Annotated in this window: 17 protein-coding genes and 1 pseudogene; 13 read left to right on the top strand and 5 right to left on the bottom strand. The window is 44.5% G+C overall.

The window, feature by feature from the left end; all coding sequences use genetic code 11:
- Positions 1-174: 174 nt before the first annotated feature.
- From O9139_RS27145 to O9139_RS33460, 8 genes and pseudogenes are all read left to right on the top strand, one after another.
- Positions 175-1,164 (top strand): substrate-binding domain-containing protein, encoded by a 990-nt coding sequence (locus tag O9139_RS27145; RefSeq protein WP_270884884.1) that lies wholly within the window; start codon positions 175-177, stop codon positions 1,162-1,164.
- Positions 1,165-1,201: 37 nt separating this feature from the next.
- A complete protein-coding gene (locus O9139_RS27140) occupies positions 1,202-2,806 on the top strand; it encodes a response regulator (RefSeq protein WP_270884883.1) in 1,605 nt (534 codons plus the stop codon).
- 12 nt (positions 2,807-2,818) lie between these two features.
- Positions 2,819-4,597, top strand: coding sequence for a sensor histidine kinase (locus tag O9139_RS27135; RefSeq protein ID WP_270884882.1), 1,779 nt, complete (start codon positions 2,819-2,821; stop codon positions 4,595-4,597).
- A 450-nt stretch (positions 4,598-5,047) separates the two neighbouring features.
- Entirely contained in the window at positions 5,048-6,052 is a 1,005-nt protein-coding gene (locus tag O9139_RS27130) for a substrate-binding domain-containing protein (protein ID WP_270884881.1), read from the top strand.
- 104 nt (positions 6,053-6,156) lie between these two features.
- Positions 6,157-7,710, top strand: a complete 1,554-nt coding sequence (locus tag O9139_RS27125; protein ID WP_270884880.1) for a sugar ABC transporter ATP-binding protein — start codon at positions 6,157-6,159, stop codon at positions 7,708-7,710.
- Entirely contained in the window at positions 7,707-8,684 is a 978-nt protein-coding gene (locus O9139_RS27120; RefSeq protein ID WP_270884879.1) for an ABC transporter permease, read from the top strand. Before O9139_RS27125 ends, O9139_RS27120 begins: the two co-directional genes overlap by 4 nt.
- Before the next feature lie 48 nt (positions 8,685-8,732).
- Positions 8,733-9,692: a carbohydrate kinase family protein gene (locus O9139_RS27115; protein WP_270884878.1), complete on the top strand. Its 960-nt coding sequence runs from the start codon at positions 8,733-8,735 to the stop codon at positions 9,690-9,692.
- A gap of 29 nt (positions 9,693-9,721) precedes the next feature.
- A pseudogene (locus tag O9139_RS33460) lies at positions 9,722-9,787 on the top strand (flagellar biosynthesis protein FliA); the annotation flags it as partial.
- Positions 9,788-10,238: 451 nt separating this feature from the next.
- Here O9139_RS33460 and O9139_RS27110 read toward each other — a convergent pair.
- Genes O9139_RS27110 through O9139_RS27100 form a run of 3 tightly spaced genes read right to left on the bottom strand, consistent with a single transcriptional unit; the run spans position 10,239 to position 14,657 of the window.
- The gene (locus O9139_RS27110; protein ID WP_270884877.1) at positions 10,239-11,216 is read right to left on the bottom strand and encodes a sugar ABC transporter substrate-binding protein; all 978 of its coding nucleotides are present in this window, start codon (positions 11,214-11,216) and stop codon (positions 10,239-10,241) included.
- On the bottom strand, positions 11,203-12,846 hold the full coding sequence (locus O9139_RS27105) for a response regulator (protein WP_270884876.1): 1,644 nt from the start codon (positions 12,844-12,846) through the stop codon (positions 11,203-11,205). Before O9139_RS27105 ends, O9139_RS27110 begins: the two co-directional genes overlap by 14 nt.
- Positions 12,847-12,860: 14 nt before the next feature.
- Positions 12,861-14,657 carry a cache domain-containing sensor histidine kinase gene (locus O9139_RS27100; protein WP_270884875.1) on the bottom strand — a complete coding sequence of 599 codons (1,797 nt, stop codon included), beginning with the start codon at positions 14,655-14,657 and terminating at the stop codon, positions 12,861-12,863.
- Positions 14,658-14,913: 256 nt separating this feature from the next.
- On the opposite strand from O9139_RS27100, the gene O9139_RS27095 reads away from it, so the two are divergent.
- From O9139_RS27095 to O9139_RS27075, 5 genes are all read left to right on the top strand, one after another.
- Positions 14,914-15,945, top strand: coding sequence for an ABC transporter substrate-binding protein (locus tag O9139_RS27095; protein ID WP_270884874.1), 1,032 nt, complete (start codon positions 14,914-14,916; stop codon positions 15,943-15,945).
- A gap of 81 nt (positions 15,946-16,026) precedes the next feature.
- Positions 16,027-17,535, top strand: a complete 1,509-nt coding sequence (locus O9139_RS27090; RefSeq protein WP_270884873.1) for a sugar ABC transporter ATP-binding protein — start codon at positions 16,027-16,029, stop codon at positions 17,533-17,535.
- Between the two features lie 5 nt (positions 17,536-17,540).
- Positions 17,541-18,566, top strand: coding sequence for an ABC transporter permease (locus O9139_RS27085; RefSeq protein ID WP_270884872.1), 1,026 nt, complete (start codon positions 17,541-17,543; stop codon positions 18,564-18,566).
- Positions 18,559-19,521, top strand: a complete 963-nt coding sequence (gene yjfF, locus O9139_RS27080; RefSeq protein ID WP_270884871.1) for a galactofuranose ABC transporter, permease protein YjfF — start codon at positions 18,559-18,561, stop codon at positions 19,519-19,521. The genes O9139_RS27085 and yjfF overlap by 8 nt, the downstream gene beginning before the upstream one ends.
- Before the next feature lie 345 nt (positions 19,522-19,866).
- Complete coding sequence (locus O9139_RS27075; protein WP_270884870.1) at positions 19,867-20,913, top strand: ABC transporter substrate-binding protein; 1,047 nt, start codon at positions 19,867-19,869, stop codon at positions 20,911-20,913.
- Positions 20,914-21,113: 200 nt separating this feature from the next.
- Here the strand turns inward: O9139_RS27075 and O9139_RS27070 are convergent, their stop codons facing one another.
- Both O9139_RS27070 and O9139_RS27065 read right to left on the bottom strand, forming a co-directional pair.
- Positions 21,114-21,677, bottom strand: a complete 564-nt coding sequence (locus tag O9139_RS27070) for an NAD(P)H-dependent oxidoreductase (RefSeq protein WP_270884869.1) — start codon at positions 21,675-21,677, stop codon at positions 21,114-21,116.
- Positions 21,678-21,738: 61 nt separating this feature from the next.
- A complete protein-coding gene (locus O9139_RS27065; RefSeq protein ID WP_377525356.1) occupies positions 21,739-23,469 on the bottom strand; it encodes a DHA2 family efflux MFS transporter permease subunit in 1,731 nt (576 codons plus the stop codon).
- Positions 23,470-24,122 lie beyond the last annotated feature (653 nt).

Genomic DNA, 24,122 nt, shown 5'->3' with positions numbered 1-24,122 from the left:
TCAATTTTTCCTAGGAATGGAAATTAACTGAACCATCAGGCATGATCACAGTACCTGGATCAACGATGCCATTACTTAGCAAATCGATAATCGAGTCTAATTTGATTTATGATGCTCAGAGGATAACAATGCGGGCTTGTCGAATAAATGACAAAAAAATTAGGGGAGGGTGCTATGAAGATTCATAAATTCGTCTTCGGGGTATTATTTACAATAAGTTTAATAGCGCTTACTGCTTGCTCTTCGAGTCCAACACCGGAACTCCCGACAAAAACGATCGCTCCTGCAGCTGCAGAAACACCCGAGCCTGAAAAAAAAGTCGTGGTGGGTTTCACGCTACAAAATCTTAACAATCCTTTTTTCGTAGCCTTGTCTAAAGGAGCAACGGCTGGCGCAATCCTTCATAATGCGGATGTCATCACGGTTAACGCAGATGGGGACCTAGCTAAGCAAACTGAACAAATCAAGGAATTTATAAAGAAAAAGGTAAGTGTCATTTTAGTAAACGCCGTGGATTCCGAAGGGATAGCAGGAGCTGTTAGTGAAGCCAGAGCTGCCGGCATTCCTGTCATAGCAGTTGATGTAGAAGCACAAGGGGGAGTGAACACCGTCGTTACCTCGGATAACTACCTTGCGGGCAAATTGGCTGGGGAATACGTAGCGAAACGATTACAAGGGAAAGGCAATGTGGTCGTAATTGACGGACCGCCTGTATCTGCGGTGACGGAACGGATCACGGGTTTTAAAGATGCCATTCATTCTACTCCCGGAATTAAGATAGTAGCCAACAAGAATGGCTATGGAAGCCGTGAAGAAACGATCAAGGTAATGGAATTGCTGCTGCGGGACAAGGGGATTGGAGCGATTGACGCAGTATTTGCAACGAACGATCCCTCGGGAGTTGGGGCGAATATCGCTGTAGAACAAGCAGGACGAGACAAACATGTATTCATCGTAGGAGTAGACGGTGCGCCGGATGCCGTTAAAGCTTTGATGGAAAAGAAGAGCTTCGCCGCTACTTCCGCACAATATCCGTTTGAGATGATTAAGCTGGCGATGGATGAAGGCTTCAAAGTTCTGAAAGGCGATAAAATTGAACCGTTAATCAAGATCCCGGTTGATTTGATTACGCAAGATAACGTAGAAACCTACAAAGGTTGGTAGTACGGCAGAAAAATCCTTAAGTATGGTGGTGATTGAAATGTACAAGATTATCATAGCGGATGATGAAGACATTGTAAGAGAAGGAATACGGGACAGCTTGAATTGGGGTGAGCTGGGCTTCGAGGTAATTGGGGCTTACGAGAACGGCCTTGGGGTACTGCAGGCGGCTGAACAAGTTCCACCCGATGTCGTGTTAACCGATATCAACATGCCTCGGATGGACGGGCTGGAGGTAACGCGCTATTTGTTTGAACATTATCCTCAAACCAAAGTGATTATTTTAACGGGGTATGATGAGTTTGAGTATGCACAGCAGGCTGTAAAGCTGAAGGTTCATGATTACATTCTTAAACCGAACACTGCGGAAGAATTGCGTCATATTTTACGCAAGGTCAAGGCGGAACTTGATGAAGAGAATCATCAGTTGGAGGATCTTAGCAAGTTAAAGCAGCAGCTAAGGGAAAGCTTGCCGCTTGTTAAAGAGCGGTTCCTGAATCAATTGGTAAACGGGGATGTGTGCGAAAGTGAGCTCAAAGATAAGCTCTCTTTTTTAAATATTCAAATATCTGGGGATCATTTCATCGTGGCAGTTATCGATGTAGACGATCATGGAGAGCTGCAGCGATATTATCCGGAGAACGAAAGCGAGCTGCTTTATTTTGCTGTGTGTAATATCGCAGGTGAAATCATTTCCAAGCTTGACAACGGGATTGTATTCCAAAATCATAACGATCAAACGATTGTAATCCTGTTTGGAGAACAAACGGAAACGTTGCGTAAAGACGCACTAACTGTATTGGAGGAAATTAATCAATCCGTATCGTCGTATCTCAAATTTACTGTATCCATTGGGGTGGGGGATATTTGTCATTCGTTAGCAGCTATTCACCATTCGCATAGAAGGGCAACTACTGCACTGGAATACCGATTCTTCCTAGGAAAAAATCGGATCATTCAAATCGGCGACGTAGAAGGGCAGATGAACGAGGGAGTTCCTTACGAGCGGTACTGGGATCGAAAGCTGATCGCGGGCTTAAAGTCTGGGACCCAGCTTGAAATTGAAGAGATGATAGAAAGTATTATCAGCAATCTAAAGGAATCCTATCACTCTATGGAACGCTGCTATATACATATTCAGCAAATTATCGTATCAATATGGGACATGATGGAAGAGCTTGAGATCCACGAATCGCATCAACATGAGGTTTCAAGTCCTTTGACCGATATATATAGGTTAAAAACTATTGATGAGATTGAGAATTGGCTGAAAGCATATTGCTTGCATTTATCAGGTGTTATTGCTGATAGCAGAAACAACTTCTGTAAACTGCAGGCTGTGAGAGCGGAGGCGTATATTCAATCACATTACGCTGATTCCGATATATCGATGGATACGGTTTGCAAGTATTTGGCACTGAGCACGAGCTACTTTAGTCTTATTTTTAAAAATCACACCGGGGAAACGTTCATCAGCTACTTAACTCGAATTCGTGTTGAGAAGGCGAAAGAGCTTCTTAAATGCACGGATCTCAAAACCTATGAAATCGCAGATCGGATTGGTTATGCCGACCCGCATTATTTTAATTTGATTTTTAAGAAAGCAACTGGAATAACTCCGACTGTATTTCGCAAAATGCTATAAGGAGGGCTGGATTTGCTAAGGCATCGAATCATGCGTTTTTTTGAATTTAAAAGCATCCAATCAACCATTGCAGTCGCATTTTCGTGCCTAATCGTTGTTACTATAACGGTAATCGCATGGATGTCTTATACACTGTCTACCGAGGTTGTAAAAAAAAATTCCCGGGACTATACCTACCAGCTTATGGGGCAATTGAGCTCAAATATTGATAGTTATATGACTTATATGGACAATATTTCCCGAATGGTTCTCTCCAGCTATGATATCAAAGAATTTCTTCTTAAACAGGTATATCTAGGTTCCAGTGCCAAGGAAGATCTAAGACAGAAGATCTCATTTCAATTAAACACGGTATTAAATACGAGAAAAGATATATCTTCCATCCTGATATTCGGCACGAATGGCGAGGTCATTCCTTACAACGAATACATCGAACTGAATCCTAAAATCATTCCGACCGAGCAAAGCTGGTACAAGAAGGCAGTCGAAGCAAAGGGCAAGGTCGTTATATCTTCTTCACACGTGCAGAATATGATTCTTAACGATTACAATTCGGTTATATCTTTAAGCCGTGAGCTGAATACCGATGTTGACGGGGAGAAGCTCGGTGTTCTGCTTGTAGATTTGAATTACAGCGTGATCAACGATATTTGTAACAAGATAAAACTAGGGGATCGCGGATATGTTTTTATATTAGATGCAGACGGAAACATTGTGTACCATCCGGATCAGCAGCTAATCAATGAGAACCAGAAGACGGAACTAATTTCACAGGTAATGAATACTCCTGGCAGCAGCTTTGTAACGTCAGAGGGAAAGAATAGCCGGATGTATACAATCAAAACCTCCCAAAGCACAGGATGGAAAATTGTCGGAGTTACTTATGTGGACGAGCTGGTATCCAATAAATATGAGCTGAAAATGTATACGTTCTTCGGAGGTATAGCTTTTTTAATTATCGCAGTGCTGCTTTCGGTTATATTATCTTTGCGTATTTCCAAACCTATTAAGCAGTTGGAACGCTCCATGAAGGAAGTGGAGAAAGGGAACTTTGACACGCAGGTCGATATGCAAGCCTCAAATGAGATCGGACATTTAAGCAGCCGTTTTAACCGAATGACAATGGAGATCAAGGAGTTGATGCTGCAAAACGTCAAGGAGCAGGAGACGAAGCGGAAGATCGAGCTGCAAGCGCTGCAAGCGCAGATTAACCCGCATTTTTTATACAATACGCTCGATTCAATCATATGGATGGCAGAGTGTGAGAAGTCTAAAGAAGTGGTGCTCATGACGGCAGCTTTGGCTAAATTGTTCCGATTAAGCATTAGTAATGGACAGGAATTCATATCTGTTTTTCATGAAGTTGAGCATATCAAGAGCTATTTGACCATTCAAAAAATGCGTTATAAATCGAAATTGGATTTTGATATTCACGTAGATCCAAACATCCATCATTGTAAGGTAATTAAAATTATTCTGCAGCCCCTGATAGAAAATGCTATTTATCACGGGATCAGAAACATTCCGGGAATAGGCAAGATTACAGTAGGCGGAAGCCGCATTGGAGATGAAATTGTTCTTCAGGTCAGCGATAATGGGATCGGGATGTCACCGGAGGAAATTCAGAACTTATTTCAAAAAGAGCACACGTCCTCGAAGGGCAGCGGGATCGGCGTGAAGAATGTGGATTTGAGGATTAAGCTTCATTGCGGCGAAAGATATGGGCTAAGATTCGATAGCACCTTAGGGCAAGGAACAACCGTGAGTATCGTACTGCCAGTTATGGAATAGCCTTAGAAAAAAGAACCTAGTCTGATACACGATATCAGGTTAGGTTTTTTTGTATGTAGGCATAATTCATAATTCCCAGCACTCAGTAGAAAAAATTCAACAATCTCAAGAAGATATTCTATTATTTTAAACTTGTCACGAATGTATGATGAAAACAGAGTTAACCAACAGCTCTCTTGCAGGGAGGTGAACTTTGTTTGTAGTGTACGGTAAACATCTGCATGCAAAGCTTTAGTGGGGGCAAGGGCTGATGGCAAGCAGAAAGGAGGAGTAGAAAAAAGAACATGCAAAAGAGTTCATTAAATGGCTAGTGTGTCGGCAAACGTAGTAGCCAGACGGACTCTCCTACATGTTCCAGGTCATGCAACTTCAAGCTTATTATCTCATATGTAATTGATTTTTACGAAAGAATATTTGTTCAACATGCGAAAAATTCGGAGGAATGCTCATATGAAATCAATCAAAATCTTATTATTCATGTTTATAGTTCTTATCTTTGCGCTTACAGGCTGCAGTCAGACCGAACAGGCGCAATCCGGAGGGGCAGCAACACAAGCGCCGGCAGCAGCCACGAAAGCAGCTGATCCTACACCTGCACCGGAGAAGAAGGTTGTGATCGGACTTACAGTGCAGAACCTTAGCAATCCATTCTTTGTTGCCATGTCCAAGGGAGCGACTGAAGCTGCCAAAAAGCACGGCGCAGAGGTCATTACTGTTAGCGCTGAGGATAATTTAGCTACGCAAACTGCTCAAATCGAAGATTTTATTACGAAAAAGGTGAGCATGATTGTTCTAAGCTCCGTAGACACCAAAGGGATTGCTGCAGCGGTAGGCGAAGCCAAGGCTGCCGGTATTCCGATCATCTCTGTTGACACCATCTCCGAAGGCGGAGTGAATGCAAGCGTCACTTCGGATAACGTGCAGGCTGGTAAAATCGCAGGTGAATATTTGGTCAAGCGTCTGAATGGAAAAGGAAATATCGTCGTGATGGATGGCCCTCCCGTATCTGCTGTATCTGACCGTATTGAAGGATTCATGGAGGCTATTAAAGGTTCCCCTGATATTAAAATTGTGGCGAAACAAAATGGAAACGGCAATCGTGAAACTTCATTGTCCAAGATGGAGAACATCCTGCAAGCAAACGGTAAAGGAACGATTGATGCGGTATTCGCTATTAATGATCCAACCGGTATCGGAGCGAAAATTGCTGCAGAGCAGGCGGGTCGAGATAAAGAGATGTTTATCGTTGGCGTAGACGGGTCTCCGGATGCTGTAACGACGCTCAAAGAAAACAAAAGCTTTGTCGGTTCATCAGCTCAAGCTCCTTTTAATATGATTACGATTGCGGTAGATACAGGCTTTAAAATTCTAGCTGGAGAAAAAGTCGATGAGTTAATTAAGCTTCCTTGTGAATTCGTTACGACAGAAAACGTAAACCAATATAAAGGCTGGTAAGTTCGAAACAAATTATTCTACGATGCGGCGCCCGTTAAGGGACCGCATCACTTATCTTCCATCAACCAGAAACGGTATACAAAACATTGGGCTGGAGTGAGAGCATGGAGGCTATACGAACAGAAAGTAAACAGAATCCGACGTCTAAATCAACCATCGTATTGAGTATGCAGGGGATTTCAAAGTCTTTCTCAGGCGTTACCGTATTAAATAATGTTAACATCGACCTGTACAAAGGTGAAGTACATGCTTTAATGGGTGAGAACGGTGCAGGCAAATCTACTTTGATGAAAATCATGGCAGGCATTCACCGTCCCGATACAGGAAGCATTGTCTATCGCGAGAGAAATACCGCCTGGCATAATGCCATGGAAGCTCGTGAGCATGGCATCAGCGTCATTCATCAGGAGTTAAATCTTTCTCCGAACATTACGATTGGGGAAAATGTATTAATGGGCACCCGATTTCCAAGGAACAAGTTTGGCATGGTGGACTGGAAGCAGGTTCATCAGCGAGCCCGCACCTTGCTGCAATCGATTGGCTCTGAATTGGATCCAAGAGCGTATGTGTCAACGTTAAGCGTGGCCCAGCAGCAAATGGTCGAAATAGCCAGAGCCTTGTCCATCGAAGCCGAAGTATTGGTAATGGATGAACCGACGGCATCCTTGACGCACAAAGAAATCGAGAAGCTCTTTATTATTATTAACGAATTAAAGCAAAAAGGCGTTGCTATCGTGTACATCTCCCATCGGATGGATGAGATATTCAGAATCTCTGATCGCTGCACGATATTGCGGGATGGACAGTGGATTGCATCAGTACCCATTACCGAAACAAACCCCGATCATCTTGTCAAAACAATGGTAGGACGCGAACTGAACGAATTATTTCAAAAACCTCCGTCACACACAAGCTGGATTTCGAATAAAACTCCGGTTCTGGATGTCAAAGGTTTATGCGATAACCGCCAGGTGAAGGACATATCCCTGGAAGTTTATTCGGGAGAGATTGTGGGAATTTCAGGCTTAGTAGGAGCGGGTAGAACAGAACTCGTACGTGCTATTTTCGGCTTATCTACAATTACTGCAGGTGAGATTAAAATTGACGGAAAACCTGTAGTTATACAATCGCCTGAAAATGCGATGCGGCATGGCATCGCGCATGTACCTGAAAGCCGCAAAGAGCAAGGATTGTTTTTAAATATGTCAGTGAAAGAAAACATCATGATGGCTGAAATGTTCCGATATAGGAAGGCTTCTCTCCTGGATTGGAATCAAATCAATCATGAAGCAGACAACTATATCAGGGAATTAGGGATCAAAACGGCAAGCAAAGAACTGAAGGTTGTCAGCTTATCTGGCGGGAATCAGCAGAAAGTGCTACTGGCACGCTGGCTATCCATTAAGCCGAAAGTTTTACTGCTGGACGAACCGACCAGAGGCGTAGATATTGGCGCTAAGACGGAGATTCACAAAGTTATTCATAAACTAGCCAAAAATGGCCTGGCTGTGATCATGATATCCTCCGAGCTGCCGGAGATATTGGCGCTAAGTGATCGAATTCTCGTCATGCACGAGGGGAAGATACGGGCAAATTTGCAGCGTGAGGGCGCGACGCAAGAAAAAATCATGTACTATGCAACGGGGGAAATCAAATGAGTGCAGGAACCGAAATATTGGCGGGGAAAAAATTCAATAACACTTTTACCATCAAAAAAGTATGGAACCAACTTGGAATGCTGCTCGTACTGGTTGCGATCTGTATCATACTGGCAATTTTTGCACCGAACTTTACGGATACGAATAATATCCTTAACATTTTAAAGCAATCTTCCGTTAACGGAATTCTTGCAGCGGGAATGACCTTGGTTATTTTAACAGGTGGAATTGATCTATCTGTTGGATCTACGATTGCGCTTGCGGGAGTTGTTTCCGTGCTTCTTTCCAAACAAGGTGTTAATCCATATGTCTCCATGCTCGCCGGGATTGCAGTGGGTTTTCTGGCTGGATCGGTCAATGGCTTCTTGACTGCAAGAACCAAGCTGCCTTCGTTCATTGTTACATTAGGAAGTATGACTTATATAAGAGGGGCAGCCTATGTCATAAGCGGTGGTTTGCCAACTATTTTAACATCCGAACAGTTCAAATTTTTTGGCTCGGGCAAATTTTTGACAGTGCCCACTCCGATCTATACCATGCTTGGCGTCTATCTCGTTATTTTTATCATGCTGAAATACACGATGTTTGGCAGGCATATTTACGCTATCGGAGGTAATGAGGAAGCAGCCAGACTTACCGGAATTAAGGTGGAGAGAACACTCATTAATGTATATGCAATTAGCGGGATATGTGCGGGGTTGGCCGGGGTTGTACTTGCTGGACGCTTGATTTCCGGTCAACCGAATGCTGGCAATATGGCTGAGCTAGATGCCATTGCATCCGTTGTCCTAGGAGGAACAAGTCTGGCTGGGGGAACAGGACGCATTCAGATGACCATTATCGGTGTATTGATCTTGGGAGTTATCCGAAATGGCTTGACACTGTTAAATGTTAGCTTCTTCTGGCAGACCGTCATTACGGGGATTGTCATTGTGCTTGCCGTGCTATTGGATCGTTTGCGCAGCGATAAGTAGGAGGAGTAGCTGTTGTCAGATATATAGAGACTGAAAGGATGTGATCATATGTGCGATGTTGTTGCGTTCGGAGAGCTGCTGATTGATTTTACGCCTCAACTCTCCGACCCAAACGGTTCAAGACTCTTCCGACAGAATCCGGGGGGAGCACCTGCCAATGTGCTAGCAGCACTAGCGGCATTAGGCATACAAACAGCCTTTATCGGAAAAGTCGGCAGCGACGACTTCGGTTTTTATTTGCAAAGTGTGCTGAATGCTCAGCAGATCGATACGTCAGGGCTCGTATTTTCAAAGGAAGTAAATACGACACTAGCTTTTGTTACGTTAAACAATAGCGGAGAACGGAGCTTTACGTTTTATCGAAGGCCGGGTGCGGATAGGATGCTAGATGTTCATGAAATTAATTATAGCCTCATTGATCGTGCAAAAATATTTCATTTCGGCTCGGTATCGTTGACCCATGAGCCCGTCAGGTCGGCGACTCTTGAGGCAGTGTCATATGCTAAAAAGAAGGGATTGCTGATCTCATACGACCCTAATGTAAGAATGAATTTATGGGACAACGCCGAGGAGGCTAAAGAACAAATTGTACAGTGCCTGCCCTATGCAGATATCCTCAAGGTTTCTGAGGAAGAATTGACGTTCTTAACGAGTACGGACTCATTGGAAAAAGGCACTGAGCAGTTGTACAGCTTATATGGAACTCCATGTATCCTAGTGACACTGGGAGAGCACGGATGCTTTTACCGTACCGGTGGAACAACAGGTCATATCCATGGATTTCGGGTAAAAGCTGTCGATACAAACGGAGCAGGCGATGCTTTCTTAGGAGGTATCCTGTATCAAATTTTACAGCAGAGCAAATCTTTTAATGAATTGAGCCGTATGGATACGGAGAGTATGATTACATTTGGAAATGCTGTGGGAGCGATCGTAGCATCCAAGCAAGGCGCGATGCCTGCTATGCCCAATCTGACAGAGATTCAGAATATGCTGGGAATTGCGTGAGATATGGAACTAGAAGGTAGTCTGTATAAGGTAATGAGATCACCTTGATCGATATCCTCGGGACGGAAGCCGATGATGTCGTGGAGAAGGTGCAGCGAGCAGCATGCCGTTTCAGATTGAACTGCCGGTGCTTGTAGAGGATCTTTTGGATAACAACACAATAATCCACTATTCCGATAAATAATTCCATTTAAGCCAACACCTTTCTCCACTATGATGAAGATATAAGGTTATCTAATCAGAAAGGGGCATGGCAATGGAAAAGAACCTGGATATCGACATGAACAAGATTCAGGAGAAGCACCAGTATACGGTTTGGACACGGGTAAGTGAGCGCAATGCGAAAGGGCTGCTGGAGATTATGTTATGAAAGCCAGGCTGATTCAGGACAACGGACTTGTAGATCAAAGCAATCTGTCCTTCACGCTGTACGCGTTTAAGCGTGATCATGTGCTAATGCTTGCGGCGGATCTTCAGAACTGAGAATATCAAAGCGGCAGCCAACATACTTGGTGTACGGTGCCGCTTTTTGGTGTGCCATGCCGTCTAGTAGGTACCATCAAACTCGGTTTGGGTTACTTCCTGATAACCGGTATTCGTGATTTCAGACACCTCGTTATGATTGGAAACCGCGAGTAACTTCTCAATCATTTTACTTCCCCACATCTGCTCATTCTCTGAGATAACAGCATGAATTTGTCTGTTTAGCAGCGCCTCTTTCACTTCGGGGGTCATGCCGAAGGTCAAGGCAAAGCGTTTTAAACCTTGTGATTTCCAGACAAGGATGGCATTTGTGCTGGAAATAATATCCAGAGCCACGAGTGCATCAAAATGAGGATGCTCCTCGATCAATGCTTCCAGATCTGATATGGCCTTCTCATTATTGCCTTCGTTGTATCGGGTTTCCAGTACCTGGATATCTGTTTTGGTTTTGAGATATTCCAGCATCCCTGCAAGACGGCTATTCTGCTGAGTGGAAGTGGCCTTGCTTCCCTCAACCATAATCATTCCTTTCCCCTTTAGGGTGCGTTCAACGATTTGTCCCATCAGCATGCCTTCATTGAAGTAGCTGCTCCCTATGAAGGAGGAACGCATGCTGCCAGGTACATCCGATTCAAAGCAAATGACTGGGATACCGGCCTGCACCGCTCTGTTAATGTAGGGCTCAAGCGCAACGGGATCAATGGGATCTAAGGCGATGCCGTCTACTTTTTGATTAATCATGTTTTCCATCATTCGGATCTGCTGCTCCAGGTTAATTTCATCGGGCGCCTTGACAACTAGCTGAATCGGGTAGGACTTGCTCGCGGCTTCAATGGATTCCGTAATCATTTCATAGAACGGATGAGCAAGCGGATAGATAATTCCGAAGGTCAGAGGTCGGTCGTGATTGTTGCCTGCTGACAGCTCCGGATGTTGGGAAGCCGAAGCAGTCAGTTCAGGCCCTGAAGGAGCGGAATCCTTGCAGGCTGTGAGAAGCAGAAGAAGGAGAAAGGTGCAAGCTGCCCAGCTAGTGATTCTCATCCTCAGCGTCTCCTTTCCATAACTCCAGCGCTTCTTCGTTGACACTGTTCTTCCTGAAATCTTTTGGCGTCATCCCGGTTAAGCGTTTGAACAGGTTTGAGAAATAATGGGGATCGTTGTAGCCGACTAAAAAAGCAATTTCATAAGATTTGAAGGACGTGCTTTTTAGCAGCTCCATGGCTCTTCGAATCCGAACCTGTGTCAAATATTCGATAAATGTTTGATTGGTTTCCTGGCTAAAAATTCTGCTTAAATAGTTAGGACTTAGACTGACGTATTCCGCAGCATCCTGTAAGGAAATCGTCTCCTTCTCAAAATTGGCCTGGATATATTCTTTGACCTTAAGAATGGTATCGCTGTATTTGTCATAGACACGGGAGCGCCATGTCCAAAATTGTTCAATTAGTTTGACGAGATAGGCGGCACATTCTTCCCATGATTGAATGTTTCCAATCTGTTGCTGAAACTGCTCCAAATTTTTTTCCGGTTCAGGCAGATGCCTGTACATATCCTTATTGGATCGAAAGGTTTCAATGGTCAAATCGTTCAGCATATAATATCCGAAAGAAGAAGAATGCCAGTTGATTTCGCTCAAAGCAGCCGCATACTCACGAACGAAGGATTCGAGCTTAGCCGGCGTACCGATTTTCAAAAAGTCAATGAACGTTCCTCGATCCAGAAAGCGGGAAGGATCAGGAATTTCTTTTGTCGTCTCGCCGAGAATGTTCCGATTTAGGCGGGACAATCTGCGCCAATGGACATCTTCCATTGCATCTAGGAAGGAAAGATGGACATTTTGCAGACGATCCTGCACACTGCCGATACCGATAGAGACGGAAAGGGTATGTTTTTCTTCGAGCAGCTCCTTCTGCAATTCCTGAAAAAGGCTGATTTCTTGTTTAAGCATGTCTAACGTGTCTGCTTTGATAATCCACACCTTTTCGTAACGGCTGCGTTGAAAGCTCAAGTGTACGCAGTCGGCTTTAAGTTGCAGACATTTGTCTAGCAGACGTTCGTTGCTTGCCGGAATGGTCTCCGAATCTGGGGGAAATGCCTCTGCTTCACGAAGATCCAGTACGGTAACAGCGTAATAACGGGCCACAACGTTTAAATGAAGGGCGGTAGCATGATGGATAACTTCTGATGTGGTCATAAAACCGCTGCACAAATCATTAAGCAATTTGCTCTGAGTTAAGGCTACGGCTTCGTTCTCCTTTTCCTTCAATATCCGCAGTTCGTTCTTGACTTCTCGTTCTTTATCTATCACGTCACTGACACTGTGCAGAACTTTGATCAGTTCGGCCGGACTGATCGGCTTCAGGCAATATTCTTGCACCCCTACCTGCATAGCCGTTCGAGCATATTCGAATTCCGCATGACCGCTGAGAATAATAATTTTCATATCCGGGAACTGCTTTTGCATAATGCTGCTAAGCTCCAAACCGTTCATAAAGGGCATAAGTATATCGGTAATAAGGATATCCGGCTGAACTTGCTCAATAACGGGAAGGGCAACTTCCCCGTCGGAGGCATCGCCGCAGTAAATAAATCCTTCCTTTTCCCAATCGATGCAGTCGCGTATGGTTTCCCTAATAATAATTTCATCATCAACGAGTAAAATTTTCTTCATGCCTTTCACCCCCGTTAATTAGGTAATCGAATGGTAACAACGGTGCCTTCACCATCGATGCTTTCCACTTGTACCCCGTAGGACTCGCCATAATACAAACGAAGTCGTCGATGCACGTTGTGCAGACCGAAGCCGCCGGAAACTTCATTCCCTGTTTTTTCAGGAAAATGAGGGTCCATTAACGCTGCTTGCAATTGTTGGAGTCTTTCCTCCGAAATGCCTTTGCCATTGTCCTTGACAATCATGGTAAAACCTTGCAAATCCTCATTGGGTCTTCCGAGAATGTGAATCATCCCTTTACCCCGTTTGTTCTTTAAGCCATGATACAGCGCATTTTCGACAATCGGTTGTAAGGTCATTTTGAGAATCGGCAAGCTCATCAGGCTTGGATCAACATCAATATCATAATCAAGAATATCCCGATAGCGGATTTGCTGAATCGTTAAGTAACTTTGGAGATGCTCGATTTCCGTTTCCAGGGAAATGACATCTCTACCTTTACTCAGGCTGATTCTGAACAGCTTGGATAACGCCATAACAAGCTGAACGACCTGCTCCTTTTTTTCGGATTGGGCAAGCCACAGGATGGAGTCAAGTGTATTGTACAAAAAATGCGGGTTAATCTGTGCCTGAAGAGCACGCAGCTCAGATTTCTTGATCTCTTGCTGCTCCTTAATACTTTGATTGAGCAAGTCCCTGATTTTACCGATCATTGTATTAAAGCTATGGCCGAGATCAGCGATTTCATCGGAGCCTTCAAGGGGGACTTTAGCCTCCAAATAACCGGATGCCGCCAATTGCATTTTATTTTTTAAGATACGAACGGGACGAGTCAAACGTGTGGAAACAAAGAAGTGCAGGGTGATCGCGAACAGAATGCTTAACAGCACGCTAACGATGATCAGTTTACGAATAGAATCGGCTTCCTGTACGATTTCTTGCAAGGGTACGACGCCGATAATATTCCAGCCTGTTGAGTGGGAAGGTACTGATAAAATGAAGTTAGGCTTCCCATTGGTCATATCGATCGTCCCTGTTGACGTATTGTGAATGATGGAATTAATTTCTTCCTGATTCGGCCATTTGCTGGGAGACACCCGGGAAGGATTAAAAATGGGTTTTCCTGTGTCATCCGCTACAAAGAAGTAACCTGTTTTGCCGACAGTGACATTGTCGCAAAAATCAGTGACTACCCGGTCATCGACATCAATGATAATAAATCCGATGACTTCATGTGTGACTCGTTGTTTCACGGTTGAAACAATTGAAATAATATTTCGCTTCTTGTATTGAAACCCATCTAGTGAGGTGATTGTAGAAGCATCGTCAGGGGGGATATTTAAAATGGTTTCGGGATTTTTGACTAAATATTCGAAGTGGGGGTTATGCAACAAATTGGTATCTAATTGAAAGACGCCTTTCCGTTCACTGATCCCGCGTCCATATAAATTCATCATGGTGATATTGAGCACACTCTTGTACTGGTAGGTTTGACGATAGGAGGACATTGTTTGCAGAATCTCACGAGCGTCTAGATTTGTGCTGCTTTGCGTGAATAAAAAGTGGAGGACGTTCGGATTCTTTTCCAGCTCAAGCAGGTTTTTTATATCAATAAAGACATTATCAAGGTTGCTGGATAATTGGTTTGCAAGCAGCATGGTAGCCGATTTACTGTTAGCTAGTACGGTATTGTAAGATTTATTGTACGAAATAAGACCGACAATAATTAAAGGAAGGCACGTAAGAATCACAAACATCGTTAAGAGTTTGGCTCTGAGGCTAGACGTTATTTTATGAAAGATCGTCTTCATGGTAGGTACCTTCCTTAGTGTTCCTTAGTCCAACTTTTCATATTTGAATTATGAATCAAACCTATTGAAAACGCAATCATCCGATAAAAAACTACATGTTTTGGATAAAAAAACAATGAAATTTTCCCTCGATAAATAAAAGTGAATAATTTATTCCAACAAGTGCAAATGAAACTCCGTATACCCCGCTGTCGCTTCTCACCTATAATTTAGCTACACCGCTAAGAACAAGGTGAAATAAAGGGAGGAAAGACAAATGAAAATGAAAAAGATATTCGGGGTAGTTTTAACTTCTACAATGGTGCTGCTATCGGCAGCATGCGGAAGCAGCACAACAACAAGCAAACAAACGACTGCACCGGCAACTTCGGCAGCAGCGGCAACGACGGCTCCTGCGGCACAGGCCGGCAAAAAAATCACACTAGGGTTTGCACAAGTCGGCGCGGAAAGCGGCTGGCGGACAGCCAATACCAAGTCAATTCAGGATTCCGCTAAGGAAGCTGGCTTCGATCTGAAATTCTCCGATGCGCAGCAAAAGCAAGAGAACCAGATCAAAGCGATCCGTACGTACATTCAACAAAAAGTAGACGTTATTGCGTTCTCCCCGGTTGTTGAATCCGGCTGGGACACGGTATTGAAAGAAGCGAAAGACGCAGGCATCCCGGTGATTTTGACTGACCGTGCGGTAGATTCCAAAGACACTTCGCTCTATAAAACGTTCATTGGCTCCGACTTTGTGGAAGAAGGCAAAAATGCGGGCAAATGGCTCGTCGACAAGTACAAAGATACAAAAGAAACGGTCAACATTGTTGAGCTTCAAGGCACAACGGGGTCCGCACCTGCGAACGATCGCAAAGCAGGCTTCGATGAAATCATTAAATCCAATCCAAACCTGAAGGTCATTGCGTCGCAAACAGGCGACTTCACTCGCGCGAAAGGGAAGGAAGTTATGCAGGCGTTCCTGAAAGCCAACAAGAACATCAACGTGCTGTATGCCCATAACGACGATATGGCGCTCGGGGCTATTCAGGCGATTGAGGAAGCGGGGCTCAAGCCTGGCAAAGACATCGTCATTATTTCCGTTGACGGCGTGAAGGATGGTTTCCAGGCGGCAAGCGAAGGCAAAATCAACTTCATCGTCGAGTGTAACCCGCTCCTTGGCGGTCAATTGATGCAGGCGGTGCGTGATGTGTTGGCTAACAAAGAAATTCCGAAACGAATTGTAACGAAGGAAGGCGTATTTACATCGGAAGATGCAAAACGCGAACTGCCTAACCGTCAATATTAATTCAATTAAATAAAAAGAGCGCGGCTGCTCCGTCGTTGCAGGCGGGGCGCCTTTCGCTTCATGTAGGAGAGGAGAGGCAGTATGAATCATAATGGGCCAGTCTTGCAAATGACCGGAATTCATAAGCAATTTCCGGGCGTTAAGGCATTGACCAACGTAAATTTCAGGCTTTTTCCTGGAGAAGTGCATGCTTTGATGGGTGAAAATGGTGCAGGTAAATCGACATTGATTAAAGTTCTAACTGGAGTCCATTCAATTGATCAAGGCACTGTGGCGTTGGATAATACGCCCATTAAAATCAACAGTCCTCTTGATGCGCAAGAAGCGGGGATCAGCACCGTCTATCAAGAGGTGAACCTCTGCGCGAACCTATCGGTAGCTGAGAATATTTATATCGGGCGCGAGCCTCGTCGTTTTGGACGTATATTATGGAAGGAAATGAATCGGAACGCTCAGCAGCTGTTGAAAAAAAGAATGAATTTGGATATTGATGTCACACAACCGCTGCATGCATTTTCAGTGGCTGTTCAACAGCTGATTGCGATTGCAAGGGCGCTCAGCATCTCGGCAAAAGTGCTTATTCTGGATGAACCTACGTCCAGTTTGGATCGTGGAGAGGTTGTTCAATTATTCTCCGTCATGACCAGACTTAAGAACGACGGCTTAGCCATTCTGTTCGTCACGCATTTCTTGGATCAGGTCTATGACATTTCGGATCGCATAACCATTCTCCGTAACGGAGAATTTATAGGGGAGTACATGGCGAAGGAACTGCCCCGCATAGAGTTGGTCTCAAAGATGATCGGTAAGGAGCTGGATCTGCTGGAGGAAGTGCCGAAAGGCGAGGCCGAATATCAAACGAACCACAGTGTTTTAATGAAAGCATCTGCCTTGGGCAGAAAGGGTTCGATTGAGCCTGTGGATCTAACCATCCACAAAGGAGAAATCGTCGGACTCGCCGGGTTGCTGGGCTCGGGAAGGACAGAATTAGCGCGACTCTTTTTTGCAGCTGACAGAGCGGATCATGGGGAAATTGTCATGGAGGGAGAGAAGGCGGCGATCCATTCTCCGAGGCAAGCGATTGATTATAACATCGCATTTTGTTCAGAAAACCGCAAGACCGAGGGGATTATCGACGATTTGACCGTGCGTGAGAATATCATATTAGCCCTGCAGGCTTCTCAAGGCTGGTTTAAAACGATTTCACGAAAGCGGCAGGATGAAATAGCGGATGAGTATATAAAAGCACTGAATATTAATCCGCCGAATCCGGAGCATTTGATTAAAAATTTAAGTGGCGGAAATCAACAGAAAGTGCTGCTAGCACGTTGGCTTCTGACTGATCCTAGCTTGCTGATTTTAGATGAACCTACTCGTGGCATAGACATTGGAGCGAAAGCTGAGATTCAGAAGTTGGTCTTGTCCTTAGCTCAAAAAGGGATGTCGGTACTCTTCATTTCATCCGAATTGGAAGAGGTGCTGCGAGTAAGCCACAAGATCGTTGTCCTGCGCGATCGTCATAAGGTTCAGGAAATGACAGGCAGCGAAATCAGTCAGAAAAACGTCATGAAAGCAATTGCAGGAGGTTGAGCAGAGTGGTGAAACATCATTTATTTTGGCCCTTAACATTTTTGGCGGCGTTATTAGTCTTTAATTTCATTTACTCTCCGGATTTCTTCTCTATTCGGATGAGGGACGGACATCTCTATGGCAGCCTGATCGATATTCTTAACTTCGGCGCGCCGTTAATGATTGTCTCCATCGGAATGACGCTTGTTATTGCTGCAACAAAAGGTGTGGATCTCTCCGTCGGCTCCGTTGTCGCGATTGCAGGGGCGATTGCGTGCTTGAATATCAGTAAAGGCGACGGTAGTATCGCGAATGTGATTGTTGCGGTTGGTACGGCGTTGCTGATCTCCATTGTGCTTGGCGTCTGGAATGGACTTCTCGTTGCCAGTGTGGGTATCCAACCTATTATTGCTACGCTCATACTCATGGTTTCCGGTCGAGGGGTATCGCAGCTGATTACTAGCGGACAGATTATAACGGTGTCCAATCCGAATTACAAATTCATCGGGGCTGGGTCGCTGCTCACGCTGCCTTTCTCCATTTTTATTGTCGCTATCGTCTTCCTCATCGCGTTTCTGTTAACGCGCAAAACGGCGCTCGGCCTGTTCATTGAGTCGGTTGGCTGCAAACCGACGGCAAGCAGGCTTGCCGGTATCAAATCGAAAACCGTCATGTTCTTCGTGTACATGTTCTGCAGTTTGTGCGCAGGTGTAGCAGGGCTGCTGCTTAGCTCCAACGTATCCAGCGCCGACGGCAATAATGCCGGGCTGTGGGTTGAACTGGATGCAATTCTGTCGGTTGTAATCGGGGGAACCTCGCTGAACGGAGGACGCTTCTATCTTGGCGGCACGGTGGTTGGCGCGTTGATTATCCAGACGCTGACTACGACGATCTATATGATCGGCGTTCCGCCTGAAATTACGCTTGTCGTAAAAGCTTTTGTCGTCCTGATCGTCTGCCTGATTCAATCCGAAGCGTTCCGCAAATCACATGCCTTCCGTTGGAAGACTCGCAGCTACCCGGCAGAAAAGGAGGTCAAGCAGCATGCTTAAGAAGCAACATATTCCAATCATGGTGACCATAGGACTCTTCTTTCTTATGTTTGCCATCGGTTCTTTTCGATACACGGGATTTTTCTCGCTGCAGGTTCTCATGAACTTGTTGATTGATAATTCCTTTCTATTAATTACTGCCATCGGCATGACCTTTGTTATTATTTCCGGCGGGATTGACTTATCCGTAGGTTCCGTCATTGCCTTGACCACCATGATCTCGGCGAGTTTGGTTCAGGCAGGCTGGCCGCCCAGTATCGTGATTCCGCTGGTGCTGTTCATCGGGGCTCTGTTTGGATGGGGGATGGGGGCGGTTATTCATTACTTTAAAATCGAGCCGTTTATCGTCACCTTAGCGGGCATGTTCCTGGCAAGAGGCTTATGCTATATCATTAGTATCAATACCATTACCATCGACAATGCCTTCTATACAAGCGTTGCTCAAACCAAAATCAAGCTGCCGGGCGGGAATTTCATTTCGATCAGCGTGATCATAGCTCTGCTTGTCGTTGCGCTGGGCTTCTATATCGCCCATTACACGCGCTTTGGCAGGAATACGTACGCCTTGGGGGGAAGCGAGCAATCATCCTTGCTCATGGGACTGCCCGTAGGTCGAACCAAAATGATGATCTATGCGTTTAGCGGTTTTTGTTCATCTTTGGCCGGCGTTGTGTTTACCTTCTATATGCTCTCCGGTTACGGGCTCCACGCGATGGGAATGGAGCTTGATACGATTGCTGCCGTCGTCATCGGCGGAACTTTGCTAACGGGCGGGGTTGGCTATGTGGTTGGAACTTTCTTTGGTGTATTGATCCAAGGTGTCATTCAAACGATTATCAGCTTTGAGGGCACACTGAGCTCCTGGTGGACGAAAATCGTCATTGGAATTCTGCTGTTCATGTTTATCTTTATGCAGCGGATGCTCAGCGAACGCAGTTGGTTGAAGCGCAGCTAGGACATGGAAAAGAACATTCTTTGGCAAATGATGGGTTTGCCGAGCAATGTTCTTTTTTATTGATGTTTGTGAAAGCTGATTATACAATGAAATTCATAAAACGCTTTCAATAGTCAGGCATGAATCGCCTGGAGGGGGGCTTGGTCAAGCGATTACGGAAGTTTCCGCCGTTTCTGAGCAATCCTCCGCCACGACGGAGCAAGTGGCTTCGCTCTGTTCAGCCCAGCTCGTCATCTGCGATCAGCTAGTGGACATATCCAATCAATTGCAGGAGGTAGCACAGAAGGTAGAGAAGCAGATGTCCCATTTTGTTATTGTGTAAATTGGAAAGGGGGAATGGTCGCTGTGATCGTAATTCGTTCCAAGCGCTTCTTCGTTCTTCTTGGTAAGCTGACCATCATGCTCTGTGCGCTGGTGGCCGTTATGGGCTGTCAGCAGGACGGAGGGAGTCAGACTGTTGAACGTGTGGAGAAGCAGCCCAAGGAAGCGCTTGCTTCCACTACGCTGGCTAGAGAGCCGGTGTTAGGCTTCTCGCAGCTGGGTTCGGAAAGTGCATGGCGTCTTGCCAACACCAATTCCATCACTGAGGCTGCGAAGATCGCTGATATTCGACTGAGCTTTAACAATGCCGAGCAATCCCAGGAAAAGCAGATCGAGGCGGTTCGAGAATTCGTGAAGCAGAAGGTTGATGTCATCGCCATTGCGCCTGTTGTTGAAACGGGTTGGGAACCCATTCTGCGAGAAGTCAAGCAAGCGGGTATTCCTGTTGTGATTATTGATCGCAATGTGGATGTTGCGGATCAATCCTTGTATGTGAGTCATATTGGGTCGGATTTTTATGAAGAGGGAAAAAAGGCCGGAAAGTATCTCGTCGATAAATTCCCAAAGCAAATCGCTCCTATCGGGATTGTGGAGTTACGTGGTACGGAAGGCTCTACCCCTTCCATTGCGAGAGGCAAGGGACTTCGGGATGCCATCGCGACCCGTAAGGATTTTCGCTTTTTAGCCAGCGAGAATGCGGATTTTACCGTTGTAAAAGGCAAGGAAGTCATGAAGAAATTTTTGGCGGAGAAGGGCAAGGATATTCGGGTGCTCTATTCACATAACGATGATATGACGCTTGGTGCCTTGGAGGCCATCGAGGAATACGGTCTAGTGCCAGGGAAAGATATTGTCGTTGTCACAGTGGACGGTACGCACAAGGCGCTGGAGAAACTCAGTGAAGGCAAAATTAATTTGGTCGTGGAATGCAATCCGTTATTGGGACCGAATCTCATTCAGGCGGTGAAAGAAATTTTCAAGGGTAATACATTACCCAAACGGATTGTGACTTCCGAGAATGTATTTACACAGGTAACCGCAGCAAGTGAGATGGCGTCTCGTACATACTGAGTCGGCGTTCTGAAAGCCCGGGATAAAAATCCCGGGTTTTTCTATTTATGTGAAGGAGAAAACACAAATTTATCACTTGAATTTCCAGTAGCAGCGAGCAAATACAAAGTTAAAATTGTCGCTTTATAATAAACACCCTCCATTGAATAACTGGAAGGTTTCTCATTTTAAAGCTATTGTAGATCAAAGAGTAAAATAGTTTATTTTCTAGAAAGATACTCTTTCCCGGTTAAAAAGATTTTGGTCATATTAGCCACGCGTTTACCTAAAGATTCGCCTAGTAAGATACCCTTATCATAAAGTGAATGACTGAGCTCATCCTCAGTATCTTCATCAGGAGATGTAACCCCTATTCCATAATAGCTGCCGTAAAAAGCATTCCCCGGAATATTAGCGGGTAACCCGACAACCATCATGCCTTGATGCAACATCGGTGTAATTAAATTAAGCAATGTCGCCTCGATGCCACCATGTACAGTTGCTGTTGTACAGAACACAGAACCGATTTTATCAACTAAATTCCCTTCTGCCCATAAAGAACCGAGTTTATCAATCCAAGCTTTTAAGCCGGAACTAATACTGCCAAAGTGTCCGGGGCATCCCCAGATAATAGCATCCATGTGTACAAGATCCCTGATATTTGCATTATTGACGTGATTGATAAAAACCTCTGTGCCTTCTACATTTTTAGCGCCTTTAGCAATGGATCGAGCAAGCTTTTCTGTATGACCAACCTCACTATCATAAACGATATAAATTTTCATTGCATACCCTCCTACACATAATAATTTTACCTCTATTACTAAAAGCCCATTTCTTAGAAATTTAACGATGATCTGACTCTTCTTGAAGTTTTTTAAGAGTTTCTCGATATGCTTTATCGTCAACAACTATTGCATCACTCATATCCATATCATTCCCCTTTAACCGCTGAAGAGCCTTCCTGTATTCTTTATCATTAAAATGCATATCGTCTTTCGCAGATTGAGATTTGTTTGAGAAGCCTTTTATTGCATTTCGAAATTCATAATCAGCAGTTGGCTGAGCTGCGTATTGAATTTCTCCAACTCGTTCTGTTTGCCTATATTTAGGAGCTAATTCTCTGTCTTGTTGAGATTGAACTTCTTCAGTACCTTGTTTGACTCGTTTGATAAAGAAAGAAAGCACCAAACCGACAACACCGATGGCAACAATAACAAGATATGCATCGTTAATTCCTTCTATAGTTGCTGCTGTAATAATTTGAGCTTGTGTATGGCCTGCAGTTGTTCCACTATTAGCCATCATATCCTGAATATGCGTTTTTGTTCGATCGCTCATGACAGTTACGAGCAGAGAAGTGCCGATAGCTCCAGCTACTTGGCGAATGGTATTTGAGATTGCTGTACCATGAGGATTTAATCGTGCTGGCAATTGATTCAAACCTGCGGTTTGAATAGGCATCAATAGTAAAGCCATTCCAATTCGGCGTGCTGTAGACATGAGCATCAAATAGCTGTAACTAGTCGAGTCTGTTAAATCAATAAAACCAAGCGTTGTTCCAATCGTAATGACCATTCCAATGACAGATAACCATTTTGCACCAAATCGATCGAAGAGTTTACCGGTTATAGGCATTAGAAAACCCATCACCAGAGCACCGGGAAGTAACAAAAATCCGGACTCTAGAGCGGTATATCCTCGTGCATTTTGTAAATAAAGCGGTAACAGCATCATATCTGCATACATAATCATCGTTACAGCGATACTGATGATCGTCGTCAAGGAAAACATACTGTACTTGAATGCACGCAAATCAAGCAAAGGTGTTTTAGATATCAACTGACGCCACGAGAAAAGAGCAAGAGAAACAATGCCTATAGCGATTGTTAGAATAACCTCAGAGCTCGACCAGCCCAAGCTTCCTGCTCTGCTAAACCCATATAGCAGGGAACCGAACCCAATGGTGGAGAAAATGACACTTAGAATATCGAATCGAGTGTTGATCCGTTCGGATACATTTTTCAAAAAAATGAACCCACATGCGATAACAATGACGGCAAGTGGAATCATGCCATAAAACATGACTTCCCATTTATAGTTTTCCAAAATGTAACCCGCTAGTGTTGGTCCAATGGCTGGAGCAAAAATAATGGCAAGCCCCATCATTCCCATCGCGGCTCCTCTTTTATCGGGCGGGAACAGCGTTAAAATAACCATGGACAGGAGTGGCATAACGATTCCTGCACCGGCAGCTTGAATCATTCGGCCAGTGAGAAGGACGGAGAAGTTCGTTGCGATTGCAGAGACGATAGTACCCACAAGAAAGATGATCATTGAAGCCTGAAATAGCTGTCTTGTGCTGAAACGCTGCATGAAGTAGGCCGTAACGGGGATCAGCACTCCGTTAACTAACATGTAACCGGTTGTGAGCCACTGGGCGGTTGCGGCAGTAATATCAAAGTCTTTCATGAGTTCTGGGGTTGCAACGCTCATAATCGTTTGATTCAATGTGGCCAAGAAGGCACCCAAAATCATAACAAACAGAATAGGCCCTTTTTTTATTGAATTACTCATTGTTTCCTTTTTTGCACGCAATGCAATCTATCCTCTCCCAAAACGCTAGATTAACTGCAAAATCAATAGAAATGTTGACTTTATTATGCTTAAAAGGACAGTTCTATATCCCCATATTCAAACAGTTTTTTAGGAACCAATTATGATCAATTATTCAGTTACTCAGCCATCTTTCCCAAGGAAATGTACGGATCCGGACGATGATGAAATAATTACGCCATAGACAGAAGATGACCAATAGAGCGTAATACTGAGGAGGGAGCGACAGAATAAAACCGAAAAGTCCCTGGTACTTGTCTGAGCGCTGCACCCAGTCCTCTCTGACATATTCATGGGTATCATAATAGAGCATGATCAAAGACAAATTTTTTTTGGTGACAAAGATGCAATGTAAAACTAGAGCATCCTTTTTTATTTGAGTTGATCTTTCGTTCAAGAGAAGGTTATTTATTCGAATCATCTCAATGTTAATTGCCCTATATCTAACTTGTTGAACAGCATTCGTTAAACAGATTCGCAGCAGCACAAATCTGCTGCCTTGAGCAAATTTGTGCTGCTGCTTGCAAAATAATTGAATCCGTTTTCATTTTGTAGTCATGATAATCCTGAATTAGGACGAATGAGTGCGGGCCGTTGTCGTATATTCCGCTACA

Origin of the sequence: Paenibacillus aestuarii (assembly GCF_027789125.1) — a bacterium.
Classification (GTDB): Bacteria; Bacillota; Bacilli; order Paenibacillales; family NBRC-103111; genus Paenibacillus_E; species Paenibacillus_E aestuarii.
The sequence above is the reverse complement of the archived record's forward strand: the minus strand, read 5'-3'. Positions and strand labels throughout refer to the sequence as shown.

What these genes read in the sequence shown, in the direction of transcription:
- O9139_RS27115 (WP_270884878.1), top strand. Translation starts at nt 8,733, where the DNA reads ATGTGCGATGTTGTTGCGTTCGGAGAGCTGCTGATTGATTTTACGCCT.
- O9139_RS27065 (WP_377525356.1), bottom strand. Translation starts at nt 23,469, where the DNA reads ATGAGTAATTCAATAAAAAAAGGGCCTATTCTGTTTGTTATGATTTTG.
- O9139_RS27105 (WP_270884876.1), bottom strand. Translation starts at nt 12,846, where the DNA reads ATGAAGAAAATTTTACTCGTTGATGATGAAATTATTATTAGGGAAACC.
- yjfF (WP_270884871.1), top strand. Translation starts at nt 18,559, where the DNA reads ATGCTTAAGAAGCAACATATTCCAATCATGGTGACCATAGGACTCTTC.
- O9139_RS27110 (WP_270884877.1), bottom strand. Translation starts at nt 11,216, where the DNA reads ATGAGAATCACTAGCTGGGCAGCTTGCACCTTTCTCCTTCTTCTGCTT.
- O9139_RS27140 (WP_270884883.1), top strand. Translation starts at nt 1,202, where the DNA reads ATGTACAAGATTATCATAGCGGATGATGAAGACATTGTAAGAGAAGGA.
- O9139_RS27125 (WP_270884880.1), top strand. Translation starts at nt 6,157, where the DNA reads ATGGAGGCTATACGAACAGAAAGTAAACAGAATCCGACGTCTAAATCA.
- O9139_RS27120 (WP_270884879.1), top strand. Translation starts at nt 7,707, where the DNA reads ATGAGTGCAGGAACCGAAATATTGGCGGGGAAAAAATTCAATAACACT.
- O9139_RS27130 (WP_270884881.1), top strand. Translation starts at nt 5,048, where the DNA reads ATGAAATCAATCAAAATCTTATTATTCATGTTTATAGTTCTTATCTTT.
- O9139_RS27090 (WP_270884873.1), top strand. Translation starts at nt 16,027, where the DNA reads ATGAATCATAATGGGCCAGTCTTGCAAATGACCGGAATTCATAAGCAA.
- O9139_RS27070 (WP_270884869.1), bottom strand. Translation starts at nt 21,677, where the DNA reads ATGAAAATTTATATCGTTTATGATAGTGAGGTTGGTCATACAGAAAAG.
- O9139_RS27100 (WP_270884875.1), bottom strand. Translation starts at nt 14,657, where the DNA reads ATGAAGACGATCTTTCATAAAATAACGTCTAGCCTCAGAGCCAAACTC.
- O9139_RS27095 (WP_270884874.1), top strand. Translation starts at nt 14,914, where the DNA reads ATGAAAATGAAAAAGATATTCGGGGTAGTTTTAACTTCTACAATGGTG.
- O9139_RS27145 (WP_270884884.1), top strand. Translation starts at nt 175, where the DNA reads ATGAAGATTCATAAATTCGTCTTCGGGGTATTATTTACAATAAGTTTA.